Source organism: Flavobacterium collinsii (genome assembly GCF_902804485.1).
Classification (GTDB): domain Bacteria; phylum Bacteroidota; class Bacteroidia; order Flavobacteriales; family Flavobacteriaceae; genus Flavobacterium; species Flavobacterium collinsii.
Window position 1 is genome coordinate 15,254 of the sequence record NZ_CADCST010000093.1, and the last position, 24,891, is coordinate 40,144.

Genomic DNA, 24,891 nt, shown 5'->3' on the forward strand with positions numbered 1-24,891 from the left:
AATTCGCGACCATGAATTGGATTCGTAAGACCATTATTTTTGTATCACTTTTGATCATTGCTTTTTTTGCCTCACAAGCAAACGAATCTGTAGTGGAAAAAACTGAAAACAAAAAGGCAGATACTACTTTTTCTATCGACTATACTGACTCTTTGGCTTTTATACAGCCACAAACAGGCTATAATCTGATAGGAAACATCAAAACGAATCATCCCGGTTTAATTAAGTGGTTTGACTCTTTATTAGTTGCTATTCCAAAACATCATGCTGTAAATACAGCTTCAAACTTTGCCAGTCAATTCAACATTCAGAGCAAAAAGATCCTTTTAATGCTCTACCCTTTCCATTTTTTCTGGTAGATTATTTTATGAAATTCTAGCGGAGAAGGCATTTCTTTTCCGAATCAATAAACCGTTTTCATCCTGAAAACTATTTACTATTTCATAATAATTTATCAAATTTTACAACAAAAATGGAAACAAGTGTAACCATAATTGGTATTGTGATCGCCATCATAGTAGCCATTCCTATTTATTTTTCAGCAAGATCAAGTGCCGCAAGCAAAACGAAAATCTTAAACATAAAAAAGAAATTCAATCCAACTCATCCCGAAGATTTTGATCTAACAGAATCTCAAAGCAATAAAACATTGACTATAGATCAAAAGAACAGAAAATTTATCCTGATGAACTTCAATCCAAATCAGGAGGAATCTACTTATGTCGATTTAAAAAGTGTCTCTTCTTGTAAACTAGCGTTGACAACTGATGGAAACTCAGACACCATACTAAAAATTGATTTTGAATTTCTCGACAGAGAAACATCTAAAAAAAACATAATTCCTTTCTATGATTTCGATGATGACCGCATCAAACAAATAAGTGCTTATCAAGATCATATGTTTGCGAAAAAATGGCTTAAAATCATTCAGGATTCTATTTAATGTTAGTTATTTAATTCAGTAAAAGGAGGCTCATTTTGAGCCTCCTTTTTTTACATGATATTTGTCATTTTATTTCAAGTGCCAGTATTCTAATTTTGAGTATCCAAAATCCTCTTTTATGAAAATTTCGCTGACACAGAAATACAACGTTCCCGGCCCACGATATACCAGTTATCCAACAGTTCCTTATTGGAATGAAAATAACTTTAATGAGCAAAAATGGATTAAATCATTCCAGAGAGCTTTCGCAGAAAGTAATTCACAAAACGGAATCAGTTTATACATTCACTTACCTTTCTGTGAGAGTCTGTGTACTTTTTGTGGCTGTAACAAACGCATTACAAAAAATCACGCTGTCGAAGAAACTTATATCAAAGCGCTCTTAAAAGAATGGAGTCTTTACTGTAATTTACTTCCCGAAGAACCAATCATAAAAGAGATTCACTTAGGAGGAGGAACCCCAACCTTTTTTTCAAAAAAAAACTTAGAACAACTCATCAACGGTATTTTTAGCATCGCCAAAAAAGCCGAAAATCACGAGTTTAGTTTTGAAGGTCATCCTAACAATACAACTTACGAACAACTTAAAAAATTATACGATTTAGGTTTCCGAAGAGTTAGTTTCGGTGTTCAGGATTATGCAGAGAAAGTTCAAAAAGCAATTCATAGAATTCAACCTTTTCATAATGTTGCTAAAGTTACCCTTTGGGCAAAGGAAATAGGCTATACTTCTATTGGTCACGATATCATATTTGGTCTTCCTTTTCAGACTGTAGAAAATATTATTGACACGGTTGAAAAAACAAACTCGTTAAAACCGGATCGTCTGGCTTTTTACAGTTATGCGCATGTACCCTGGATAAAAGGAAATGGACAGCGTGGGTTTAATGAGGAAAATATCCCAAAAGATGCCGAAAAAAGAAAACTATATGAAGTTGGTAAACAATTGCTTGCTCAAAATGGTTATCATGAAATTGGAATGGATCATTTTGCTTTCGCTTCTGATAGTTTGTACAAAGCGGCACAAAATAAAGAACTTCACCGAAATTTTATGGGGTACAGTGCCTCAAAAACACAGCTTATGATAGGTCTGGGTGTTTCGTCTATTAGTGACAGTTGGTACAGCTTTGCTCAAAATACCAAAACTCTGGAAGAATATTACCAGTTGTTGGAATCAGACAAACTACCAATCGTGAAAGGCCATATTCTCGATCATGAAGATCTGATCATCCGAAAACACATTTTAAACTTAACCTGTGAATTTGAAACTTCATGGGGTGATGAATATTTATATTTTAAAGAAATCCCAACTGTTTTATCTGATTTAAAAGAAATAGAAAATGATCAATTAATTGTTATTGAAGAAAACAAAATTAGTATTACCGAAGCAGGCAGGCCTTTTGTTCGTAATATTTGTATGGCTTTTGATTTGCACTTAAAAAGAAAATCTCCCGAAACAAACCTCTTCTCTATGACGGTTTAGATTGCTCTGAAAGAGCGTTGACAATAGAAACATGCTGAATACTACAAATGATCGGGATAATTGTTTACGTCCTCGAAAGGGTAAAAACTAAAGTGTAACAAAAAACATCTTTCCCGCTTTCTATGAAATCCTCTAAGAAATCGTATGATTTTTATTAGAATCAACATGATTTGTGGAGGCTCTTGCCCTTTCAGGGCAATTCTGTATCTTTATCTAACTCATAGTGCGTTGCACTATGCTTATTCTTTTGGGCTTTCAGCCCTTTTATATCTGTTTCAAACATTTACCCGGAGAAGAAAATTCTAATTAAGATCAACTCCTCTAAAATGGTATTTCATTTGACATTAATAACTCTTAAGATTAAGGAGCAAACCTTTATAATCACATTTTTTTATCAGTTTACAACTTTTTCTGCTACTCTGCTTTTTCTGCTACACAGAGGTTTTCGTATGATCCCTTTTTAATGACAATTAGGAGTCGACTGAACAAACAAACTCATATTGGATGGAGAAATGTAAGGAATTCCGAGACCTAGTCCTCTCAGGATAAATAATGCTCCGATAATAACAGCAACATAGGGAATTGCTTTCTGAATCTTATTTCGGAATGGAAGTTTAATTAATGAATTGACATACACAACAACCGTCATTAACGGTATCGTTCCTAAACCGAACAATAGCATATACAGCACTCCTAAACTAGCGCTTTGCATGGCTATAGCTCCAAATAAGGCTACATAAACCATTCCGCAAGGCAAGAAGCCATTCAACAATCCGATTGTAAAAAGAGATTTGTAGCTCCTGTCTTTAAATTGATTCCCTAAGCTTGATTTTACCCAGGAGATAATTTTATAGACTGGTTTGGAAAAGTTGTATTTAGAAAAGACCTTTTCTGGAGTTAGAACAATGGCTATCATCGCCAAACCAATAAAAATGGACATTTTTTGCTGAAGTCCGGCCAAAAAGAATCCTCTTCCTAATAACCCAAAAATAAGTCCAATGGTTGCGTACGCAGCCAATCGGCCTAAATGATAAGTAATAATTTGAATTACCTTTTTAGCTTCATTTTGTCGGTCCACAGGCAACATCATAGCAATTGGACCGCACATTCCGATACAATGTAAACTACTGATTAATCCAAATATGAAAGCGGAATACAACATCTTTTAGTTTTTTAATACAGCTTGCTTTACTATTGCTAAGTAAAAATGCTGTGCGAATAATGACAAAATCAACTGAAAAGAAATCTTTTCAATTGATCGGTCTTAAAATATTAATTTACATAGATTACCTCTTTAGACAGGTATTTTTTCCCTCCGTACTGCCATTCCATATTGACATCCCAACGTCCTTTCACTAGTTTGTTTTTCGGAATTAACAACGCCGAGTTTGTTAAAGCAATTTGGGTATTAAAATCAAATTTCTTATTTGACGGACGGTATAACAATATGTTACCTTTTACTTTATCGTTTTCAAAAACGGCAGGAAAAACAATTTCAACTCCATCTTTATGATAGGCAATTGAAGGTTTTTGCTGCAAATCCTGAGCATTCTGAACACGTGCCATTTCATCCTGAAAATGTGAATCGTGCTTGTAATATTCTTCTACAACCAAATCATTATCGTATTTACTATTCGATTGTACTTCAAAAACAAAATATAAAATAAAAGTCATAAACAATGCAAATGCAATGACAATCCCGGTTCCCCAATTTATTTTCATAATCGTATTTTTTTAGTTAAAACTTCGTGGTCCTAAAAAGTTGGTAGTGGTGGTTTCTAGTAATTCTTTACCATTATAAACCCCAATCTTCACTTTTGTTTTATCGCTTTCTAAAAGTACTTCGTCTATTTCTATAAATAATGTTCCTTGCGAAATGCCTTCTTTAACCACTTTGAAATGTGTTTTTCCAACATTTTTAATTTCACCTTTTTGGTCGATTAGCTCAAAATGAATATCACTATAATCTTTCATCGTTTTATTGACGATTTTATAAGTGTACACATTACTGATTTTATCTCCTTTATGTTGAAACAGCTGTCCCGGCAAACGTAGAATGACAGCCTCCAAATCCGTTCTTAAAAACAACATCCCAACAAACACACTTAGCAAGATGAATAAAACGGCCGTATAACCTTTCATTCTTGTTGTGAATTTAAAAGGTGCTTTTTTCTCGATTTCATCTTCAGATGCGTAACGAATCAATCCTTTAGGTAAACCAACGTTTTCCATAATAGAGTCACATTCATCAATACAAGCTGTACAATTTGTACATTCCAACTGTGTCCCGTTTCTAATGTCAATACCCATCGGGCAAACGTGTACACATTGATGGCAATCGATACAATCTCCTTTTCCGGTTAAAGCTCTGTCTTCTTTTTTATTAAATTTAGCACGTCCTGCTTCCTTTTCTCCACGTACAAAATCATACGCCACATTGATAGATTTATTATCCAGAAGCACACCTTGTAAACGCCCATAGGGACAGGCAATAATACAAACCTGTTCTCGAAACCAAACAAATACAAAATAAAAGACTCCTGTAAAAATAAGCAACGCAATAAAATTACTGGCCTGTTGAATTGGCCCTTGTTCTACCATTAAGAAAAGCTCATCACTACCTACAAGATAAGCTAAAAACACATTAGCAATTCCAAAAGAAATCAGAAAAAAGATGGTCCATTTGATTCCTCGTTTTCGAATTTTCTCAGCGTTCCATTCTTGTCTTGACAATCGCATTTGTGCACCGCGATCTCCATCAATCCAATATTCTATTCGCCTGAAAACCATCTCAAGAAAGATTGTCTGCGGACAAATCCATCCACAAAAAATTCTTCCAAAAACAACGGTAAACAAAATAATAAACACAATACCTACCAGCATTGATATTACAAAGAGATAAAAATCCTGAGGCCAAAATGGAAATCCAAAAATATTAAAGCGTCGCTCTATAACATTGAACATCATGAACTGGTTTCCATTTATTTTTATAAACGGATTCGCAATTAAAATCGCCAGCAAAACATAACTGACTATTTTCCGGTATTCATAAAACTTACCAGACGGTTTTTTAGGAAAAATAAATTTTCTTTTACCACCTTCATCAATAGTTCCAATGGTATCTCTAAAAGCTTCGTCTGGTAAATTTGACATGGTGGTATTATTTTTTAACTTCTGTACTATCTTTTGTTTTATCTGCTGTGTCGCCCTTTTTAGGAGCGCTTTGATCTACCCAAACTTCTCCCTCCGGTTCTTTTGGATCTTTTGGGTTACTACCTTGTAAAGACAGGATGTAACTTGCAACTTTTTGAATTTCTTTAGGTTTCATACCGTTGGTTTTCCAAGAGACCATTCCCTTTCCGTCACGTCCTCCGTTAGTAATGGTATGAAAAACTTCTTTAATACCACCACCTAAAATCCAGTGATCATCCGTTAAGTTTGGTCCAATTTGTCCACCACCGTCTGCTCTGTGACAAGCTGCACAATTGGTCATAAAAATTTCTTTACCGGCAGCTAAACTTGCATCATCTGTTAACAGCACCACTGTCTTTTCATCCATCAGATCAGGCGCTGTTTTAAGGTATTCTTCTACATCTATTTTAGCCTGCGCCATTTCTTTTTTCAGCTCAGTTTCCTGATCGTCGCCACCAAAAATATCGTAACGTGCAACATAGATTACACCAAATATGATACAGATGTAGAACAGATATACCCACCAAGGTGGTAAATTATTGTCTAACTCTTTAATACCATCATAATCATGATCCATCAACAAATCACCTTCTTTTTCAATTGGTTCTGTTTGAGTAAGTTTATGCATCAACTCTTTGTACCAGGTACTTTCAGTCAAGCTTAAACTCTTTTCATGTTCCACTTTTGCTTTTTCTTCAGGCGACATTAATTGATACATTACTCTATTAACAGCGCTCAACGTTATTTCGATTGCAATCAGGATAAACAGAAAAACAAATAGAAAAACGGAAACCATCGGATACTTTATAAAAGCTGGTCTGTCGCCCGAATCTATAAAGTATTCCATCAAAGCAAAGACAATGAAGAAAATCAATGGCACTCTTACATATACTGGGAAAAATCTTTTCATTTTTATTTATCTTTTGAAATTATAATAAGCCCTTCATCCAAAGGTATCGCACTCATCTCCTCAATTTTTTCTTTCTTATAGGAGAACACCCAAAAACCGAGACCTACAAAGAAGAAAAAGAATATCAGTAGAGAAAGTATCGGGTAAATCTCTATACCCGAAATGTTCTCCATATTGTGTTTTATTTGCTCAAACATAATGCTGTTATTTAGAAGGTTGCTTTACTTTGATATCAGTTCCAAGTCTTTGTATGTAAGCAATTAAAGCGACAATTTCTCTTTCATTCATCGGAATGAATTTTTCACCTTTGGCAATTGCTTTTTTCTTACTGTCCTCATAACTTTTTACATAATCAGGATCGTTCTCCAGACTTTTTTCAATTCTCATTGCCTGCGCTCTTAATGTCTTAGGAGCATTTACAATCTCTTCTTCGGTATAAGGAACACCAAGTGAAACCATTGCCTGCATTTTTTTCTGAGTAAGGGAAATATCCATCGCTTCATTATCAAACAACCATTTATAACCTGGCATGATTGAACCTGCTGAGGTACTTTGTGGATTCCACATATGGTTAAAATGCCAGTTGTCATTATATTTCCCACCTACTCTTAACAAATCGGGACCCGTACGTTTTGATCCCCATAAAAATGGATGATCGTATACAAACTCTCCTGCTTTTGATTGTGGTCCGTAACGCTCTACTTCACTTCTAAAAGGGCGAACGGATTGTGAATGACATCCCACACAACCTTCTCTTATATATAAATCACGTCCTTCAAGTTCTAAAGGTGTATAAGGTTTCACACTTGAGATGGTAGGAATATTAGATTTGACCATAATAGTTGGTACGATCTGAATAACACCTCCGATTAAAATAGCGATTGTAGCCAAAATGGTTAACTGAATTGGTTTTCTCTCCAACCAGGTATGGAATTTCTCTCCATTAAGTCTTCCACTGCTAATTCTTTGTAAAGCCGGAGCCTGTGCCAATTCGTCTTCAATAGTCTGACCTGCTTTTACGGTCATAATAATATTGTACACCAATGTCAGCATTCCTATTAAATATAAACTACCTCCAATGGCTCTCATCCAATACATTGGCATAATAGCAGTAACCGTTTCAAGGAAATTACCATAAACTAAAGTTCCATCCGGATTAAATTGTTTCCACATTGAAGCTTGTTGAAAACCTGCCACATATAAGGGAATTGTATATATAATGATTCCTAAAGTTCCTATCCAAAAGTGAAAGTTGGCCAATTTTTTAGAAAACAAATCCGATTTGGTCATTCTGGGAATCAACCAATAAATAATACCAAATGACATGAAACCATTCCAGGCTAAAGCCCCAACGTGCACGTGTGCAACGATCCAGTCTGTATAATGCGCAATAGCATTTACATTTTTAAGTGAAAGCATTGGTCCTTCAAATGTTGCCATTCCATAACCCGTAATTGCTACTACAAAGAATTTCAAAACCGGTTCTTCACGAACTTTATCCCATGCTCCTCTTAATGTTAGAAGTCCGTTGATCATACCACCCCAAGACGGTGCAATAAGCATTACAGAAAATGCAACTCCTAAATTCTGAGCCCAATTTGGTAAGGCGGAATACAATAAATGGTGCGGACCAGCCCAGATATAAATAAAGATCAGGGACCAGAAGTGAATAATTGATAATCTATAAGAATATACCGGACGATTGGCTACTTTTGGAACAAAGTAGTACATTAATCCCAAAAATGGTGTAGTAAGAAAAAATGCAACCGCATTATGACCGTACCACCATTGAACCAAAGCATCCTGAACTCCAGCGTAAACAGAGTAACTTTTGAAAGCTGAAACCGGAATCTCGATATTATTAAAAATATGCAGAACCGCAACTGTGACAAAGGTTGCCAGATAAAACCAAATTGCTACATACAAATGACGCTCTCTGCGGCGTAACATCGTACCAATCATATTTATCCCCATTACCACCCAAATAAGTGCAATCGCAATATCAATTGGCCATTCCAACTCAGCATATTCTTTTGAAGAAGTATACCCTAAAGGTAATGTAATAGCTGCCGCAACAATAATAAGCTGCCAACCCCAAAAATGTAAATTACTCAAAAAGTCACTAAACATTCTTGCTTTTAACAAACGCTGTAGCGAATAATACATCCCAGCAAAAAAGGCATTTCCAACGAAGGCAAAAATAACCGCATTGGTGTGTAAAGGCCGTAATCGGCCGTAGCTAAGCCAGGAGATCCCGTCTGTTATGTTGGGAAAAAGGTACATTACCGCTAAGGTAAGCCCTACTAACATCCCCACCACCCCGAATAAGATAGTGGCGTAAATGAATTTTTTAACAATTTTGTTGTCGTAATAAAACTGTTCCATTTCCATAATTATACTTGTTTTTCTTTGATTGGTGAATTTTTCTTCTTGGGGGTAATTTTGGTCTCATCATCAAAAAGCATTCTGACTGAGGGCGTATAATCGTCATCGTATTGTCCCGATTTGACAGCTACGATAAAAGCAATAAAGAATCCAATTGCTACGAAAATACTTACTGAAATTAATAGATAAATAACACTCATACCTTAAGTTTATATTAACAAAATTACTCGGTTATTGGCATGTAAAATATGATAATTATCATAGACAGAGTCTTATGTTAAATTTATAAAAAAATAACTTTTGAATTATTTATAATTATTTTAAATTACTCTTACTTAAATAGTTAGACATCAATGTTACAAAACTCACAATTGTAATCGTGCTCAAAGGCATGATAATAGCAGCGACCAAAGGCAACAAGTTTCCTGTAATTGCGAAAAAAAGTCCTACAACATTGTACAACAGTGATAAAACAAAACTCATTTTAATAATCATAATCGATTTGTGCGATAATTTTAAAAAATAATTAAGTCTAGAAAACTCGCTTGCATCTAATATGGCATCGCAGGCAGGCGAGAAAACGTTAACATTCTCAGAGATAGAAATCCCTACGTTACTTTGTGCCAAAGCACCGGCATCGTTTAAACCGTCTCCAACCATCATCACATTACATCCTTCATCCTGCAACTTTTTAATAAACTCCAGCTTCTGCTCCGGCTTTTGATTAAAAATCAATTCCGTATTTTTAGGCAAAATGGCTTCAAGAGTAGCGCGCTCTCCATCGTTATCTCCCGAGAGTACTTTTATTTGATATTCCTGACTCAATGTCGAAAAAAGCTCTTCTAAACCATCCCGATATTGATTCTGAAATGTAAATTTTCCATAATAGATTTCATTGATTCTGATATAAAGACCCGTTTTTTCAATTTCTGAAGATTCCGTAACTGGGCTATCAACAAAGGCCGCTGATCCAATTTTAATAGTTGTGTTTTCTGCAGAAGCCTGAATTCCTTTACCGGTAATCTCTTGAAAATCATCAATTTTAACTCTAGTCTCTTCAGGCAGAAAGTCATATAACATTCGGCTCAAAGGATGATTTGAAGCGCGAAGGACATTTTTGATAAGTCTATAATTTTCTTTGGAAAGAGAGTTTCCTTCGTATACAATATTCGATTTCTTATTTGTTGTGATAGTTCCGGTTTTATCAAAAACAATAGTATCAACTTTAGCCAATTGCTCAATTACCAAAGCATTCTTTAAATACATTTTTTGCTTGCCCATGATCCGCAATATGTTACCAAACGTAAACGGCGCAGTAAGCGCTAATGCGCACGGACAGGCCACAATTAAGACAGCAGTAAAAACATTAAAAGCGGTATTTGCATCAATAGAAACCCAATAACCAAACCCCGCAAAAGCAATTAATAATAGTAAGGGTGTAAAATAACGACTTATAGTATCTGTTATGGTTTTATGCTTTTGAAGCACTTTTTTCTGGAAGATCTCATTACTCCACAATTGTGTCAGATAACTTTGCGATACCGAATGCAGCACTTCCATTTCGATTACTTTACCAATATGTTTTCCTCCGGCAAAAACTTTATCTCCGGACATTTTAGTTATCGGAACTGCTTCTCCTGTTACAAAACTATAGTCGATCTCTGCTTTTTCGCTAATCAGAATCCCGTCAACAGGAATAAGTTCCTGATTTCGAATTAGTAGTCTGTTTCCTTTTAAAACATCGTAAACAGGAACACTTTCTTCCGATGCATCTGAATTGATTCTTGTAACCGCTATAGGGAAATAGGATTTAAAATCCCTTTCGAAACTTAAAAAACTATAGGTTTTAATCTGAAACATCTTTCCCAACAGCATAAAAAAGACCAAACCTGTTAAGCTATCAAAGAAACCGGATCCATAATTCATCACAATATCAAAAGTACTACGAACAAACATTACAATAATTCCTAATGCAATTGGAATATCAATATTCAACATTCCCGATCTAATGCTTTTGTAAGCGGAAACATAATAACCACTAGCCGAATACAAGAAACTGGGCAATGCCAGAATAAAAATCAGGATTCTGAAAAAGGGTTTATAGTTATCCAGCCAAAATTCCTTTATTTCGAAGTACTCAGGAAATGAAAGCAACATAATGTTTCCGAAGCAAAAAAAGGCAACACCTAATTTATAGGTAAGACTTCTGTCAACACTATTTTTCCCCGATTCGTAATTTTCTAAGCTTATATAAGGTTCATAACCTATAGAGCTAAGCATATAAACTATGGTTTTTAAAGAAACTATATCTGAATTAAAAGTAATTCGGACTCTTTTTTCAGGGAAGTTCACCTGAGAAAGACTTATTCCAGGCTGAATTCGACTTAAATTTTCGAGAATCCAGATACATGAACTACAATGAATGTATGGAATGTTTAAAGAAGCAATTGCTGTATTTCCTTCCTGAAATTCCAATACTTTTGAAAGAATAGCTTCATTATCTAAAAAGTCGTACTTCCCTTTTATATCTTGTGGAGTAGCACCCGGGGATTTTTCAAAATCGTAGTAGCAGGTTAAATCATGAAGACTAAAAATTTCGTAGACCGTTTTACAACCGGCACAACAAAACTTTTTTTCATCAAAATTGATTTCTTCATTTTTAGGAATGGTAAGCCCACAATGAAAACAACCTTGTTCACTCATAATTTGTTTTTTTTTGATACAACAAATATTCAAAATAAGTGGTGACTTTTAATATGACATTTATCATATTAGAAGGAAATCGGTTTCTAATTTAATGAAATAAATCTGTCAAATAACGATGACAGATTTTTTATGTGTTTTTTCTGTCCGAAGACTAGCTACGAAAGCGAATATTGGTTAATTTTGCAGTAAATATTTTTGCTATGAATAAATGTGACCAATGTATCGTAAGACAGCTTTCTTCTCTAAAAGCGCTTAATAAAGATGAAGTTGTGAAGTTGGCCAATAGCAAGACAACCTACACAATTAAAAAAGGCGAAGCTCTTTTTGAAGAAGGCGAAGTTACCAATGGCGTTTTTTGTGTAAAAGACGGAGTTGGAAAGCTCTCTAAATTAAGTGCTAACGGAAAAGATCAAATAGTAAAACTGGTAAAATCAGGGGAGCTTTTGGGTCAGCGTTCTATGATTAGCAATGAACCTGCTAACTTATCAGCCAAAGCAGTTGCTGATATGGAGGTTTGCTTTATTCCGAAAGCTGAAATTCTTCACTTTTTCAATAACAACAATCAGTTTTCTATGAATTTGATGCAGTCGGTTTGTGAAGATTTAAAAGAATCTGAAAACGATAAAATTGCATTGGTTCAAAAAACGGTAAAACAACGTTTAGCGGAAACTTTACTGCAATTACACGATGATTTTGGTGAAAACGAAGATAGATCCCTTAAAGTTCAGCTCACAAGGGAGGAACTTGCCGGAATTATTGGTACTGCTACAGAAAGTTGCATCCGATTACTATCTGATTTCAATAAGCTTAAATTAATTGAATTAGTAGGCAAAAAGATCAAACTTCAGGACATCAAAGCTTTAAAAAGACTGGCGGAGTAACTACAGTTTTTTAGCTTCATTCCAAAAAATGTCCATTTCAGCCAGGGTCATGTCCATTAAAGGTTTACCCATTTCACCTGCTTTACTTTCAAGATACTGAAAGCGTTTGATAAATTTTTTATTGGTGCGCTCTAAAGCGTCTTCAGGATTTACATTTAAAAATCGGGCATAATTGATCATAGAGAATAAAACATCACCAAATTCAGCCTCTATTTTGTCCTGATCTCCGGCTTTTACTTCTATTTGCAATTCTTCCAGTTCTTCCTGCACTTTATCCCAAACCTGATGTGGTTCTTCCCAATCAAAACCTACTCCTTTTACTTTGTCCTGAATTCGGCTTGCTTTAACCAATGCCGGTAAACTTCTTGGAACTCCTTCCAAAACAGATTTTTTACCTTCTTTTAGCTTTAGCTTTTCCCAATTTTGCTTTACTTCTTCTTCGTCTTTAACTTTGGTATCACTGTAGATATGAGGATGACGGTGAATGAGTTTATCGCAAATCTCATTACACACATCTGCCATGTCAAAATCATTGGTTTCTGAACCTATTTTCGCGTAAAAAACAATATGCAGCAACAAATCTCCCAATTCTTTCTTCACTTCATTTAAATCATTGTCTAAAATAGCATCACCTAACTCATACGTTTCTTCAATAGTGAGATGTCTGAGTGTTTGCAAGGTTTGCTTTTTATCCCACGGACATTGCTCACGAAGTTCATCCATAATAATTAGTAATCTTTCGAAGGCTTTTAGTTGAAGTTCTTTGCTCATTTTTGAAATTTTATCCGGGTTGTGACGATTGTTTGTAAAAGTAAAAAATCCTGTCAAGAAAACATCTTAACAGGATTAATATATTTTTGAGTATTTAGGTTCTGAGGTTCTAAGATTCTGAGGTTCTAAGATCCTGAGCCTAACCATTTTTTAACACTCTAAAATGAACTTAGTCACTTAGAAACTTAAAAGAATGGTGTAAACTACTATTCTTCTTTTTTTGCTTTTGCTTTTTTAGGAGCAGCTGCTTTTTTTGGTTTTTCTTCAGCAACCGGAGCTTCTTCAACAGCTTCAACAGCAGCAGGAGCTAAATCTGTCACCAAACCTTTCGCCTGAAGGGTATTGTACCAGTTTAATACTTTTTTAATATCAGAAGGGTAAACTCTCTCTTCGTCGTATTCAGGTAAAATTTCTTTAAAATAAGCCGATAATGTAGCATTATCTTCTTTATGAGAAATGGCTTGACCTTTATTTTCTTTAGTAGCAATACGCTGCATTACTTCTGTTAATGGTTTTTCGCCTTCGTAAGTATAAATTGAAATCTCTGATAATAAACTTACATTACTTTTTAAGTTTACTGTGATTTTTTTTCCATCTGCTAATGATTCTGCCACAAAACCTGTACGAGTTTGTACTTTCAATACATATAAACCTGGTTTCCCAGAAATGGCTAAAATTTTCTCTAAATTCATGTTTATTAAAATTAGTATTAAGAATTTGATTTATTATATTTCTTTGATTCTAAACTCATACTTTAGAATACCTATCTTCCTTTTTTTGCAGCAAAAAATTTCATTCTGTATTCCTGAAATGTTTTGCCTTCTGTAATGTTTTTTAATTTTTTCTGGATCAAACGTTTCTTAAGGGACGAAATTTTATCTGTAAACAGAACTCCTTCAATATGGTCGTATTCATGCTGAATAACTCTTGCAATTAAACCATCAAAAACTTCAGTTTTCATTACAAAATCTTCCTCACAATATTCAATTGTCACGGTTGGTTTTCTGTAAACATCTTCGCGAACGTCCGGAATACTCAAACAACCTTCGTTAAAGCTCCACTCTTCTCCTTCTTCTTTCAAAATTTTAGCATTGATAAAAGTTTTTTTGAAACCTTTCAAATCTTCCTGCTCATTTAACGGCAAATCCTCATCATCACTAAAAGGAGTCGTATCAATAACAAACAAACGAATAGGCACACCTACCTGAGGCGCGGCAAGTCCAACTCCTAAAGCGTTGTACATGGTTTCATACATGTTTGCTATTGTTTCTTTTAAGTTTGGATAATCCGGCGTAATTACCTCACCCACTTTTCTTAAAACAGGATCACCATATCCTACAATTGGTAAAATCATTTGTAATATTTTAATGTATTATCTACTGAAAAACACTGAATTTAATTCCCTTAATTCAGCTGGCAAAAATAGTAAAAAATAGTCAATGAATAATTCGAAACCTATATTATATATCATTTTTTGCAATCTCGCCAAAAACTCATCCATAATTATGCCAAATTAATTCGTACAATTCTTACCTTTGTTTGTAAACCTCAATATATGTTTGATCGTATCTCGAAATTTACCAACAGTACTTCTTTTTTAAATGCCTCAAAAGTAACTATTGCTTCAGTCGTTCCTGTCTTAATTTTAAACTTTCTTGGACACTTCGAAATAGGTTTCACCATTGCATTAGGAGCCTTTTATACTTACCCAAGTGATATTCCGAGTTCTTTAAGTCATAAAATAAAAGGTCTAATTGTTGCTTCATTTATTGTTTCGGGAGTTAACTTATTAGTAAATCTTGCCTATCCTTATCCCTTTTTGTTTTATCCTTTTTTAGGCTTTTTACTGTTTCTATGTTCGATGATTTCTGTATATGGTCAGCGTGCTACATTAGTTTCCTTCTCTGCTTTACTATCAATTTCCTTATCATTTGGGCATTTACATGAAGGCTGGGAAGCTTTTGAGTATTCCGGTTTTATTTTTATTGGGGGAATCCTGTACCTGATTGTGTCACTTATATTTCATTTTGTTCAACCTTATAAATATGTTGAGCTTCAAATCGCCGAAGACATAAAACTAACTGCCAAATATTTAAAACTTAGAGGTGATTTATGGAGCCCTGAAGCCAACAGAAAAGCTATCATCGAAAAACAATTAAGCGTTCAGGTAGAACTAAACCTGATTCATGAGGATTTAAGAAAGATGCTTATTGGCAATCAAAACACTTCCGGAGCTACAAGTCAAAATCGAAAAATGCTGCTTGTTTTTATCACTTTGGTTGAAATTCAGGAACTGGCATTGTACACTTCATTTGATCACAACAAACTACATGAAAAATTTGCCGCACACCCAGATGTTCTGCGAACTTATCAGAATGTAGCTTACAAATTAGCTTCTACTTTAAAAAAACTATCTAAAAATGTACACAATATTAGCGTATACGTTGATAAGAACGACTTGAAAAATGAACTGGACGCTCTTGAATTTGCCATTTTTGATTACGAAAAAACCTTAGGCAAAGAAGAAGCAGCTGAGGGTGTTTTAATGTTGACGAATATGTTGAAGTATGCTAAAAACCAAGTTGGAAAAATTAAAATCATCCAGCGTGCTTTTTCACTTGCCATGCAGTCCTATAAATTAAAAGACAAGGATAAGGAGCTTGAAAAATTTCTTACTCCTCAATACTACCCGTTGCGCACTTTGATTGAGAATTTATCTTATTCATCTTCGATTTTTAGACATTCAATACGACTGACAACGACTATTTTAATTGGTTTTGTGATTGGAAAATTCCTACCGTTTCAAAACGTCTATTGGATTTTACTAACTATTGTCGTGATCATGCGCCCGGGTTACGGTTTAACGAAAGAACGATCTTATAATCGAATTTTCGGTACTATTTTAGGTGGATTGTTAGCTTTCGGAATCGTTTCTTTGGTTCAAAACCATGTTGTATTAAGCATCTTCTCTATTGTTTGTATGCTTCTTGGCATTTCGTTTACACAAATTAACTATAAGATAAGTGCCACTTTCGTTACAATGTATGTCGTTTTTATTTATGGTATTTTAACCCCGGATGTGGTTAAAGTAATTCAGTTTCGAATTCTGGATTCACTTGCAGGAGCTATTTTAGCGTTTTTAGCCAATCAGTTTTTATGGCCTGCCTGGGAGTTTATCAATACTCCAATACACATTGAAAATTCAATCCGTGCAAATCGAAATTACCTGAAAGAGATTGCCGATTTCTACAATAAAAAAGGAGAGGTTCCTACCTCGTACCGATTGTCCCGAAAAAATGCTTTTGTTGAGGTAGGCAATTTAATGACTTCTTTTCAACGCATGATGCAGGAACCCAAATCGAAACAAAAAACACTCCCATTAGTCAATAAGCTCGTAGTTTTAAACCATTCGATATTATCGGCTCTTGCTTCTTTATCAACTTATATTCAGTCTCATCAAACCACTTCTGCTTCAGAATCTTTTAATTACATTATAAAAACGATTCTTTCTAACCTGGATCATGCTATCTCGGTTTTAAGAAATGAAAAGATCGTAAACGACACTTACTTTGACAAGGAAGATGTGACTTTACAATTTGAAGAGCTCAAACGTGTCAATTTTAAACGCCTGGCCGATGACGATGGCTTAGATAAAGAAACACGACAAGCTAAAATGCAGGAAGCTCAGATGGTAATCGAGCAATTGATCTGGATGAGCAATCTGGCTGAGAAGATTCTAAAAATCACAAAGGAATTTAAAGCAACAAATCCAGATTAATTCATCTGGATTTGTTTTTTTATTGTAAAATCTGAACTTAACTATTTTTTAGTTTTAAAACTTCAGATGTATGTTTTCTAAGTTCTGCTAAAAGCTCCGGTTTATCATTTAAAGTCTGACCGTAAGAAGGGATCATGTTTTTCATCTTTGCTTGCCATTCCGGTGTTTTGATCTGATTGGTAAAACATCTGCTGATTAGATCAACCATGATACCAACAGCTGTCGACGCTCCTGGAGAAGCTCCAAGTAATACAGCCAGAGTTCCATCATGTGTATTGATTACTTCTGTACCAAACTCTAAAACTCCACCTTCTTTTTCATCTTTTTTAATAACCTGAACTCGTTGTCCAGCTCTTTCCAATTTCCAGTCTTTAGAACGTGCTGTTGGCAAATATTCACGCAATGCTTTCATCCTGTCTTTTGGAGACTGACGAACCTGCTCAATCAAATACTTCGTTAGAGGAATGTTATGATATCCTGCAGACAACATTGGAATTAAGTTGTTCGGCTTTATAGATAATGGCAAATCTAAGTAAGAACCATTTTTCAGAAAACGGGTTGAAAATCCTGCAAACGGACCAAAAAGCAATGCTTTTTCACCATCAATTACTCGGGTATCAATATGCGGTACAGACATTGGAGGTGCTCCAACACTAGCCTTTCCGTAAACTTTTGCCTGATGTTTGGCAATTACTTCAGGATTGGTACATTTTAACCATTGTCCGCTCACCGGAAAACCTCCGTAGCCATTTCCTTCCGGAACATTTGCTTTTTCTAACAAAGGCAACGAACCTCCACCTGCTCCGATAAATACAAATTTGGTATAGGCTTTTCTCACACTACCGGTAGCTAGATCGGTAATTTTAATACGCCATGATTTATCATCACGTTGCTTTAATTTTTTCACTTCATGATTAAAATGCAAAGAAACACCATCAAGTTTACCTAAATAATTGAACATGCTTCTGGTTAAAGCTCCAAAATTCACATCAGTACCAATTTCCATATGGGTAGCAGCCAAATTTTCATTAGCATCTCTGCCTTCCATCACAAGCGGCATCCATTTTTTTAATTGCTCAAAATCAGAACTAAATTCCATTTGAGAAAAAATTGGATTATTCTGCAATGCTTCAAATCTCTTTTTAAGATACTCTACATTTTTTTCTCCCCATACAAAACTCATGTGAGGAACACTTTTAATAAAATTATCAGGAGATGGTACTTTCTTCTCTTCTACTAAATAAGACCAGAATTGGCGTGAGATCTCAAAAGATTCTGCTATACTTATTGCTTTTTTGGGATCAATACTTCCGTCAGCCTTTTCGGGAGTGTAATTTAGTTCACAGAAGGCTGAGTGTCCTGTTCCTGCATTATTCCAGGCATCTGAGCTTTCGGCAGCAGCAACATCTAATCTTTCGTAAATTTCAATTTTTATATCAGGTTGTAATTCTTTCAAAATTACTCCAAGAGTGGCACTCATAATTCCCGCTCCAATGAGTACTACTTCACTATTAGAACGTATTGTTTCGTCAGACATAACAGTATTGTTTTTAAAGTGCAAAGGTACTTTTTATAATTGCAAAAAAAAACTAAAATTGCATCATAAAAGTTATGTTTTTCTAAAAAATAAAAGGCCTGAGGGTCGGGTATAAAAAAATCTAAAAACGTTTTGAAGAAAGGTAATCCTGAAGCATAATTGTAGCCGAAATTTCATCGATTAAACCTTTGTTCTGACGTTGTTTTTTACTAAGTCCACTATCAATCATGGTTTGAAATGCCATTTTTGATGTAAAGCGTTCATCTACACGAACAACTTTCATATCGGGGAAAATATTAGAAAAATGGGTAACAAATCCTTTAATTATTGAAGCACTCTCTGATGGCTGGCCGTTCATTTGCTTAGGCTCTCCAATTAAAACTGCTTCAACTTTTTCTTTTGTAAAATAATCTTTCAGAAAATCAATCACGGTATTAGTCGGGATTGTTGTTAAACCTGAAGCAATAATTTGCATTTCGTCGGTAACAGCAATTCCGGTACGTTTTTGTCCGTAGTCTATGGAAAGAATTCTTGGCATTTTTGATTTTTCAACAAAGATAGAAAGGAAAAACCATAATGTTATAAACAAAATAAAAATTAATCCTAACCGTCATTTACTTTGTAACGCACTAATAAAAACAATCCTATACAGGTTTAGAAAAACCTGCAAATAGAACATTACGATTACATTCCTAACTAGAAATAAAAAATCCGTTTTGAAAACTCAAAACGGACTTTTCCCAAATATTCAAAACCTAAAAAAAATCAATTCTATCTATTGAACAATCTTCTAAAAAAACCTCTTTCCTCCTCTTCATCATTTTCCTGTACTTCATAATGAGCAAACTTCGCTTGAGATTTCTCATGTTCATATATTAGTTCTTTTATGTATTCAACATAAGTTCTTTTCTTTTCTTCAAGAAATCCAATAAGATACTTTTCACTAAACTCCATCCCGCTTGCCGCCTCAATTTGAAGCAGTTTTTTATACAATGGTTCGATATGTAACGCGATAACTTCCTGAGGAACTGCTTGTCGTCTTCCAAAATAATTAACAATAACCCCGTTCTCATCTTTTGCAATTTCAAAATCAGTAATTACCCAATAATAACGTCCTGATTTTGCTAAGTTTTTAACAATAGCATGGAAATTTTTTCCGCTTTTAAGATTCTCCCAAAGCACTTTAAAGATAACTCTTGGCATATCCGGATGACGTATTATATTATGTGGCTGGCCCATCAATTCATAATCTTCATAACCACATACATCTACAAATACTTCGTTGGCATATTCAATAATACCAAAAGCATTTGTTTTACTCATAATCACTTGCGTTTTATCCCACGTGACTTCTTTATCAATAACTATTATTCGGTTTTGAAGTTGATTCTCTTGATTCATTTCTTACTAATTAAATAATTTTGTTTTGGAATGGTATTTTACAATTTCCTTCAATCTTTCAGGAATTATACCGCGAAATTAAAGAGAAGTAAAAACCAAAAATCTGATATTTATCATGTTTTTCTATTTAAAAAAGACGCTTATGAGTCAAAACATTCTTACAATTTTACGAAGGCTTATTTAATTTATCAAAATACAAACAAAAAGTTACACCTGTAACATTTTACAAAGGCTTTACTTTTCTGCTTTTCTTTAAATACCTTATCTTTGCCAAAAATTATAACATATGAATTCTTTACAGACTATAATAGAACAAGCTTGGGAGAACAGAGCTTTATTACAAGAAACAACTACAACTGACGCTATCAGAGCCGTTATTGAATTGATTGACGCAGGAAAGTTACGTTGCGCCGAACCGGTTGGTGACAAGTGGCAGGTAAACGAATGGGTTAAGAAAGCGGTAGTAATGTATTTTCCAATTCAAAAAATGGAAACATGGGAATCAGGTATTTTCGAGTATCACGATAAAATGTTGCTAAAAAAAGGTTATGCTGAAAAAGGAATTCGTGTAGTACCTAATGCTGTAGCGCGTTACGGAGCTTATATCTCGAGCGGTGTAATTTTGATGCCAAGTTATGTAAATATCGGTGCTTATGTTGACGAAGGTACAATGGTTGATACTTGGGCAACCGTAGGAAGCTGCGCACAAATTGGTAAAAACGTTCACTTAAGTGGAGGCGTAGGTATCGGTGGTGTTTTAGAGCCGCTTCAGGCTGCTCCGGTTATTATTGAAGATGGTGCCTTTATTGGTTCTCGTTGTATTGTAGTCGAAGGTGTTCACGTTGGTAAAGAAGCTGTTCTTGGTGCTAATGTTTGCTTGACCGCTTCAACAAAAATTATCGATGTGACTGGTGACGAACCTGTTGAAATGAAAGGTTTTGTTCCTGCCCGTTCGGTTGTGATTCCTGGAAGCTATACTAAAAAATTCGCTGCCGGTGAGTTTCAGGTTCCATGTGCCTTGATTATCGGTACTCGTAAACCATCAACAGATTTGAAAACTTCATTGAACAATGCGCTTCGCGAATACGATGTTGCCGTTTAACATATAATCTCTAATAAAAAATAAAGCGGAATGATTACTCATTCCGCTTTATTTTTTTCTATACTTTTTTTACTTATTCTGCTTTTGAAGCTTCAAAAGCTTAGCATATTTCATATAAGAGAAGAAAGCCTGAGTCATTGAAAATGTGAAACCGTCTAATCCATGTAAAAAGCCTTTTTTAAAAAAATAACACCTAACAAAAGAAACTGTCCCGTTTAATATAGGTTTAAAACTGTTTACCCTTTTATTCTGATCGTAAAGCTGTTGGGCATGCCAGGTTGAATATAAATTTTTCTTACTGATAAACTGTCCAAAACAGTCCCAGGCATAATGGTGTATATGAACTTTTAAGTGGGTCTTATTAGTACCACAAACTTTTTGATGTACACTATCTTTTGAAGGAGAAGCAGTTTGTTTGTTAAAAAATCGTGAAGTTTTGTCAGGGTACCAACCTGCGAAATTAATGAGCTTACAGCCCATATAATTATACAGAGAGAAGGCATACACATCAAAATTCTGTTTTTCATATTGGCCTGATAATATAAATTTTTCGGCATCTTCAGCCAAAATCTCATCGGCATCTAAATTTAAAATCCAGTCATTTTTACAATATGGCAAGCCATGAATTCTCTGAGGTCCGTCTCCTAAAAAACTCTGTAAAACAACCTTAGCTCCTTTTTCTTCGGCAATTTTTACTGTATTATCTGTACTTAACGAATCTACAACAATTACTTCGTTACAAACCCTGAACAGCGCATCTATACATTTGCCAATGTTTTTTTCTTCATTATACGTTATTACTAATCCACTAATTTCCATAGCATTTTTTAAAATAATTTAAGCTTACCTATTTTCAATTTTAATTTAAATCTAAACAAACTATCTTCGCCTTTTATGTCTATTCTCTTTACCAAATAGTTATTTTTAAAGGGAAAATTATTTACTCTGTTGCCTATTCTCAAACCGTATTTTATACCGTTATCACGCATCATATTTTCAAAAACAGCAAACTCAGAATGTTTCTTAGCATAATTCCCAAAAGGATATGCCAGAACAGGTTTTATATCTAATTGATTGTCCAAAACAAACGCATTAGACTTCGCAAAATCAGCTTCTAACTCTTCTTTAGACAACGAACTGTATCTTTTATGTTCAAAAGAGTGATATCCCAGCTCAATACAATCAGGATTTAATCCTTTTAGCTGTTCGACACTCATAATTTTTTCTTTTCCTTCGATCCAATAATCAAAATTACCAACGTAAGAAAATGGTATAAAAAAAGAGGCTTTTAATTGGTATTTTTCAAGCAAAGGCACCGCATACAACAACTGGCACTCCGTAACATCATCAAAAGTGATTATAATGCTTTTTGAAGGAAGTTCTTTTAAATTTTCTAAATCCTTAAAATGAAATGTGGTGTAATTATTGTCACGTAAAAATTTAAACTGTGCTTCTAACTTTGCTACAGAAACACTTAGATTTAAAGACTTCGCTTCATCTTCAACAACGTTATGATACATTAAAATTGGCAACTTTGACATTCTCTATTTTTTTAGCAAAGCTATCATTAATAGTATTATTTTTCACAAAAAAAACATTTTTAAGTAAAAAAAAATAAATGAAACAAAAAACCTTATTAATGTTAAATAAAATCAGCTCAATTTACTTCTGAATTAAAGAAAAAGATTACAAAAAAAATGACTGCTGAGCCAAAATTAAGCAACAAACACCTTGCAAAAAATACATCCGGCACCTGTCGTAATCAAAAAAACAAGTAATAACATAGCTTGAAGCACCAGGTTTGTATATTAAACCCGTACTGTAAATGAGATTAGCACCTCCGTTTTTATCAAATTTTATTTTAGCCTCTTTTGAAGTTTTAAAAGCTTGGCATATTTCATATATGAAAAGAAACTCTGAATCATTGCTATTGACAATCCGTCTATACCATTAAATATACCTTTCTTAAAAAAGTAGCATCTGATAAACGCAACTGCTCCGTTAGTAACGGGCTTAATAGCGGTTATTCTTTTTCCCTGATCAAACAATTGTTGTGCATGCCAACCGGAATATTGATTTTTCTTTGCTATAATCTGATCCAAAGAGTCCCAGCCGTAATGCAAAATGTGTACCGCTACTTTTTTCTCATTTTGAGTTATTATTTTCTGATGCACTTTTGAATCAGAAGGATGGGCTGTTTGTTTATTAAAAAAACGTACTTTTTGATCCGGATACCATCCTGAGAAATCGATAAGTTTATCCGCGAGAAAGTTTTTTACTCTAAAACTAAAAGCATCATAGTTTCCTTCGAGATATTTTTTATCTAATATAAATTTTTCAGCATCTTTATCCAGAAATTCATCCGCATCAAGATTTAAAATCCAATCATTTTTGCAATAAGGCAGACCATGTGTACGTTGCGGACCATCACCTAAAAAAGCCTGTTCAATAACTACTGCACCTTTTTCTTTAGCAATTTCAACAGTACGATCCTTGCTAAATGAATCGACTACAATTACTTCGTCACAAACTCTTAGTAAAGCATCTATACATTTACCAATGTTTTTCTCTTCATTGAAAGTAATAATAAGACCACTAATTTGCATTTTATTGGGGGGAATTTATTTTTTTACAAAAATACGGCTTTTTATTTTAGTTACCTTATCTTAATCGTCCCCTTGCACACTTTATAAAATTATTACTAATTTAGCCCACAAATTGAATTTTATATAAATGAGAATATTAGTCATTCAGCAAAAAAGAATTGGAGATGTATTAACGAGCACCATAATCTGTAATAATCTAAAAACCAAATACCCGGATTCGATTATCGATTATATGTGTTACCCAAATTCTGTCGATGTACTAAAAGAGAACAAGAATATTGATAATGTTATTCCTTTATCGAACAAGGTTAGAAAATCAACTCCTTCTCTATTTAAATTTATTTTTCAAATCCGACGCAATAAATACGATGCCGTTATAGACGTTTACTCTAAGTTGGAAACAAATTTAATTACGCTGTTTTCAGGAGCAAAATACAAAGTTTCTTATCGCAAATGGTACACCAAAGCATTCTACAACTACACCTACGAACGTTTAGATGCCGTAGAATCCGAACATGGATTAGCTATTGAAAACCGTTTAATGCTTTTAAAACCGTTTATTTCTGAAAAGATTACAAATGTAAAACCAAAAATATTCCTGAAAGAATCTGAAATTAATGATGCCAAAAACCTTCTCAAAAGTTATCAGGTTGACAGCGAAAAACCATTAATTATGTTTGGAATTTTAGGAAGTGAAGTTTACAAAACCTATCCTTTAGAGGGGATGGCTAAAATAATCGATTTCACTGTTGCCAAAACCAATGCTACTATTATTTTCAATTATATTCCGGATCAAAAAGAACAGGCTCTGGAAGTATACAACTATTGTAGTGCAGAAACCAAAAAACACATCGTTTTTGACTTGTACTGCACAGAATTAAGACCTTTTCTAGCTTTACTTTCGCAATGTGAAATGTTGATCGGAAATGAAGGCGGAGCTGTAAACATGGCCAAGGCCCTTGACATTCCAACATTTTCTATCTTCACACCATCCGTTAGAAAAGAAACCTGGCAAATATTTGAAAATGAAGCCAAAAATTTCTCCATCCACCTGAAAGATTTAAAACCGGAAATATACAAGCAGCATACCGAACAATATATAAAAGACCATACTTTTCAATACTACGATGAGTATCCCCTAGCTTTAATGCTTGAAAAGTTAGCTACTTATTTTCAGGAGTACAAGAATTAGATCT

24 protein-coding genes are annotated in these 24,891 nt (G+C 34.3%); 7 read left to right on the forward strand and 17 right to left on the reverse strand.

Translation table 11 applies throughout. The annotated features are described in order from the left end of the window. Positions 1-11: 11 nt before the first annotated feature. The 3 genes from FLA105534_RS13830 to hemN all read left to right on the forward strand — a co-directional run bounded on the left by FLA105534_RS13830 (position 12) and on the right by hemN (position 2,426). Positions 12-359: a hypothetical protein gene (locus FLA105534_RS13830; protein ID WP_173966709.1), complete on the forward strand. Its 348-nt coding sequence runs from the start codon at positions 12-14 to the stop codon at positions 357-359. Positions 360-472: 113 nt separating this feature from the next. Continuing rightward, positions 473-943 (forward strand): hypothetical protein, encoded by a 471-nt coding sequence (locus FLA105534_RS13835; protein ID WP_173966710.1) that lies wholly within the window; start codon positions 473-475, stop codon positions 941-943. A 118-nt stretch (positions 944-1,061) separates the two neighbouring features. Continuing rightward, positions 1,062-2,426 carry an oxygen-independent coproporphyrinogen III oxidase gene (gene hemN / locus FLA105534_RS13840; protein WP_173966711.1) on the forward strand — a complete coding sequence of 455 codons (1,365 nt, stop codon included), beginning with the start codon at positions 1,062-1,064 and terminating at the stop codon, positions 2,424-2,426. Between the two features lie 460 nt (positions 2,427-2,886). On the opposite strand, the gene FLA105534_RS13845 is transcribed toward hemN, so the two are convergent. The 8 genes from FLA105534_RS13845 to FLA105534_RS13880 all read right to left on the reverse strand — a co-directional run bounded on the left by FLA105534_RS13845 (position 2,887) and on the right by FLA105534_RS13880 (position 11,616). Beyond that, positions 2,887-3,588 (reverse strand): sulfite exporter TauE/SafE family protein, encoded by a 702-nt coding sequence (locus FLA105534_RS13845; protein ID WP_173966712.1) that lies wholly within the window; start codon positions 3,586-3,588, stop codon positions 2,887-2,889. A gap of 110 nt (positions 3,589-3,698) precedes the next feature. Continuing rightward, positions 3,699-4,148, reverse strand: coding sequence for a FixH family protein (locus FLA105534_RS13850; protein ID WP_173966713.1), 450 nt, complete (start codon positions 4,146-4,148; stop codon positions 3,699-3,701). A 12-nt stretch (positions 4,149-4,160) separates the two neighbouring features. Next, a complete protein-coding gene (ccoG, locus tag FLA105534_RS13855) occupies positions 4,161-5,579 on the reverse strand; it encodes a cytochrome c oxidase accessory protein CcoG (protein WP_173966714.1) in 1,419 nt (472 codons plus the stop codon). A 7-nt stretch (positions 5,580-5,586) separates the two neighbouring features. Next, entirely contained in the window at positions 5,587-6,528 is a 942-nt protein-coding gene (locus FLA105534_RS13860; RefSeq protein WP_173966715.1) for a cbb3-type cytochrome c oxidase N-terminal domain-containing protein, read from the reverse strand. Positions 6,529-6,530: 2 nt separating this feature from the next. Next, the gene (locus FLA105534_RS13865; RefSeq protein WP_026110175.1) at positions 6,531-6,725 is read right to left on the reverse strand and encodes a CcoQ/FixQ family Cbb3-type cytochrome c oxidase assembly chaperone; all 195 of its coding nucleotides are present in this window, start codon (positions 6,723-6,725) and stop codon (positions 6,531-6,533) included. 7 nt (positions 6,726-6,732) lie between these two features. Then, positions 6,733-8,919, reverse strand: a complete 2,187-nt coding sequence (gene ccoN, locus FLA105534_RS13870) for a cytochrome-c oxidase, cbb3-type subunit I (RefSeq protein ID WP_173966716.1) — start codon at positions 8,917-8,919, stop codon at positions 6,733-6,735. 2 nt (positions 8,920-8,921) lie between these two features. Next, positions 8,922-9,113 (reverse strand): cbb3-type cytochrome oxidase assembly protein CcoS, encoded by a 192-nt coding sequence (gene ccoS / locus FLA105534_RS13875; protein WP_173966717.1) that lies wholly within the window; start codon positions 9,111-9,113, stop codon positions 8,922-8,924. Positions 9,114-9,228: 115 nt separating this feature from the next. Then, positions 9,229-11,616 (reverse strand): heavy metal translocating P-type ATPase, encoded by a 2,388-nt coding sequence (locus FLA105534_RS13880; RefSeq protein WP_173966718.1) that lies wholly within the window; start codon positions 11,614-11,616, stop codon positions 9,229-9,231. 203 nt (positions 11,617-11,819) lie between these two features. Here FLA105534_RS13880 and FLA105534_RS13885 point away from each other — a divergent pair, with 203 nt between their 5' ends. Beyond that, entirely contained in the window at positions 11,820-12,500 is a 681-nt protein-coding gene (locus FLA105534_RS13885) for a Crp/Fnr family transcriptional regulator (protein ID WP_173966719.1), read from the forward strand. Here FLA105534_RS13885 and mazG read toward each other — a convergent pair whose 3' ends face one another. From mazG to def, 3 genes are all read right to left on the reverse strand, one after another. Further along, positions 12,501-13,271, reverse strand: coding sequence for a nucleoside triphosphate pyrophosphohydrolase (gene mazG / locus FLA105534_RS13890; RefSeq protein WP_173966720.1), 771 nt, complete (start codon positions 13,269-13,271; stop codon positions 12,501-12,503). Positions 13,272-13,477: 206 nt separating this feature from the next. Next, complete coding sequence (locus FLA105534_RS13895) at positions 13,478-13,963, reverse strand: DUF5606 family protein (RefSeq protein WP_070906719.1); 486 nt, start codon at positions 13,961-13,963, stop codon at positions 13,478-13,480. A 71-nt stretch (positions 13,964-14,034) separates the two neighbouring features. Further along, positions 14,035-14,625 carry a peptide deformylase gene (gene def / locus FLA105534_RS13900; RefSeq protein ID WP_173966721.1) on the reverse strand — a complete coding sequence of 197 codons (591 nt, stop codon included), beginning with the start codon at positions 14,623-14,625 and terminating at the stop codon, positions 14,035-14,037. A 201-nt stretch (positions 14,626-14,826) separates the two neighbouring features. On the opposite strand from def, the gene FLA105534_RS13905 reads away from it, so the two are divergent. Then, positions 14,827-17,049 (forward strand): FUSC family protein, encoded by a 2,223-nt coding sequence (locus FLA105534_RS13905; RefSeq protein ID WP_173966722.1) that lies wholly within the window; start codon positions 14,827-14,829, stop codon positions 17,047-17,049. Positions 17,050-17,086: 37 nt separating this feature from the next. On the opposite strand, the gene FLA105534_RS13910 is transcribed toward FLA105534_RS13905, so the two are convergent. From FLA105534_RS13910 to FLA105534_RS13920, 3 genes are all read right to left on the reverse strand, one after another. Then, the gene (locus FLA105534_RS13910; protein ID WP_173966723.1) at positions 17,087-18,586 is read right to left on the reverse strand and encodes a malate:quinone oxidoreductase; all 1,500 of its coding nucleotides are present in this window, start codon (positions 18,584-18,586) and stop codon (positions 17,087-17,089) included. Between the two features lie 121 nt (positions 18,587-18,707). After that, on the reverse strand, positions 18,708-19,124 hold the full coding sequence (gene ruvX / locus FLA105534_RS13915; protein ID WP_173966724.1) for a Holliday junction resolvase RuvX: 417 nt from the start codon (positions 19,122-19,124) through the stop codon (positions 18,708-18,710). A gap of 233 nt (positions 19,125-19,357) precedes the next feature. Then, positions 19,358-19,987, reverse strand: coding sequence for a PAS domain-containing protein (locus tag FLA105534_RS13920; protein WP_173966725.1), 630 nt, complete (start codon positions 19,985-19,987; stop codon positions 19,358-19,360). 286 nt (positions 19,988-20,273) lie between these two features. Between FLA105534_RS13920 and FLA105534_RS13925 the strand changes: the two genes are divergently transcribed. After that, positions 20,274-21,089, forward strand: coding sequence for a 2,3,4,5-tetrahydropyridine-2,6-dicarboxylate N-succinyltransferase (locus FLA105534_RS13925; RefSeq protein WP_173966726.1), 816 nt, complete (start codon positions 20,274-20,276; stop codon positions 21,087-21,089). A gap of 69 nt (positions 21,090-21,158) precedes the next feature. Here FLA105534_RS13925 and FLA105534_RS13930 read toward each other — a convergent pair whose 3' ends face one another. From FLA105534_RS13930 to FLA105534_RS13940, 3 genes are all read right to left on the reverse strand, one after another. Beyond that, on the reverse strand, positions 21,159-21,908 hold the full coding sequence (locus tag FLA105534_RS13930) for a glycosyltransferase family 2 protein (protein WP_173966727.1): 750 nt from the start codon (positions 21,906-21,908) through the stop codon (positions 21,159-21,161). Between the two features lie 8 nt (positions 21,909-21,916). After that, on the reverse strand, positions 21,917-22,630 hold the full coding sequence (locus FLA105534_RS13935; RefSeq protein ID WP_173966728.1) for a polysaccharide deacetylase family protein: 714 nt from the start codon (positions 22,628-22,630) through the stop codon (positions 21,917-21,919). Between the two features lie 315 nt (positions 22,631-22,945). Continuing rightward, complete coding sequence (locus FLA105534_RS13940) at positions 22,946-23,695, reverse strand: glycosyltransferase family 2 protein (protein ID WP_173966729.1); 750 nt, start codon at positions 23,693-23,695, stop codon at positions 22,946-22,948. Between the two features lie 127 nt (positions 23,696-23,822). On the opposite strand from FLA105534_RS13940, the gene FLA105534_RS13945 reads away from it, so the two are divergent. After that, a complete protein-coding gene (locus tag FLA105534_RS13945) occupies positions 23,823-24,887 on the forward strand; it encodes a glycosyltransferase family 9 protein (RefSeq protein ID WP_173966730.1) in 1,065 nt (354 codons plus the stop codon). Positions 24,888-24,891 lie beyond the last annotated feature (4 nt).

Bases quoted from the DNA above. Each gene is read 5' to 3' on its own strand.
- FLA105534_RS13830 (WP_173966709.1), top strand. From the start codon at position 12: ATGAATTGGATTCGTAAGACCATTATTTTTGTATCACTTTTGATCATT.
- FLA105534_RS13835 (WP_173966710.1), top strand. From the start codon at position 473: ATGGAAACAAGTGTAACCATAATTGGTATTGTGATCGCCATCATAGTA.
- hemN (WP_173966711.1), top strand. From the start codon at position 1,062: ATGAAAATTTCGCTGACACAGAAATACAACGTTCCCGGCCCACGATAT.
- FLA105534_RS13845 (WP_173966712.1), bottom strand. From the start codon at position 3,588: ATGTTGTATTCCGCTTTCATATTTGGATTAATCAGTAGTTTACATTGT.
- FLA105534_RS13850 (WP_173966713.1), bottom strand. From the start codon at position 4,148: ATGAAAATAAATTGGGGAACCGGGATTGTCATTGCATTTGCATTGTTT.
- ccoG (WP_173966714.1), bottom strand. From the start codon at position 5,579: ATGTCAAATTTACCAGACGAAGCTTTTAGAGATACCATTGGAACTATT.
- FLA105534_RS13860 (WP_173966715.1), bottom strand. From the start codon at position 6,528: ATGAAAAGATTTTTCCCAGTATATGTAAGAGTGCCATTGATTTTCTTC.
- FLA105534_RS13865 (WP_026110175.1), bottom strand. From the start codon at position 6,725: ATGTTTGAGCAAATAAAACACAATATGGAGAACATTTCGGGTATAGAG.
- ccoN (WP_173966716.1), bottom strand. From the start codon at position 8,919: ATGGAAATGGAACAGTTTTATTACGACAACAAAATTGTTAAAAAATTC.
- ccoS (WP_173966717.1), bottom strand. From the start codon at position 9,113: ATGAGTGTTATTTATCTATTAATTTCAGTAAGTATTTTCGTAGCAATT.
- FLA105534_RS13880 (WP_173966718.1), bottom strand. From the start codon at position 11,616: ATGAGTGAACAAGGTTGTTTTCATTGTGGGCTTACCATTCCTAAAAAT.
- FLA105534_RS13885 (WP_173966719.1), top strand. From the start codon at position 11,820: ATGAATAAATGTGACCAATGTATCGTAAGACAGCTTTCTTCTCTAAAA.
- mazG (WP_173966720.1), bottom strand. From the start codon at position 13,271: ATGAGCAAAGAACTTCAACTAAAAGCCTTCGAAAGATTACTAATTATT.
- FLA105534_RS13895 (WP_070906719.1), bottom strand. From the start codon at position 13,963: ATGAATTTAGAGAAAATTTTAGCCATTTCTGGGAAACCAGGTTTATAT.
- def (WP_173966721.1), bottom strand. From the start codon at position 14,625: ATGATTTTACCAATTGTAGGATATGGTGATCCTGTTTTAAGAAAAGTG.
- FLA105534_RS13905 (WP_173966722.1), top strand. From the start codon at position 14,827: ATGTTTGATCGTATCTCGAAATTTACCAACAGTACTTCTTTTTTAAAT.
- FLA105534_RS13910 (WP_173966723.1), bottom strand. From the start codon at position 18,586: ATGTCTGACGAAACAATACGTTCTAATAGTGAAGTAGTACTCATTGGA.
- ruvX (WP_173966724.1), bottom strand. From the start codon at position 19,124: ATGCCAAGAATTCTTTCCATAGACTACGGACAAAAACGTACCGGAATT.
- FLA105534_RS13920 (WP_173966725.1), bottom strand. From the start codon at position 19,987: ATGAATCAAGAGAATCAACTTCAAAACCGAATAATAGTTATTGATAAA.
- FLA105534_RS13925 (WP_173966726.1), top strand. From the start codon at position 20,274: ATGAATTCTTTACAGACTATAATAGAACAAGCTTGGGAGAACAGAGCT.
- FLA105534_RS13930 (WP_173966727.1), bottom strand. From the start codon at position 21,908: ATGGAAATTAGTGGATTAGTAATAACGTATAATGAAGAAAAAAACATT.
- FLA105534_RS13935 (WP_173966728.1), bottom strand. From the start codon at position 22,630: ATGTCAAAGTTGCCAATTTTAATGTATCATAACGTTGTTGAAGATGAA.
- FLA105534_RS13940 (WP_173966729.1), bottom strand. From the start codon at position 23,695: ATGCAAATTAGTGGTCTTATTATTACTTTCAATGAAGAGAAAAACATT.
- FLA105534_RS13945 (WP_173966730.1), top strand. From the start codon at position 23,823: ATGAGAATATTAGTCATTCAGCAAAAAAGAATTGGAGATGTATTAACG.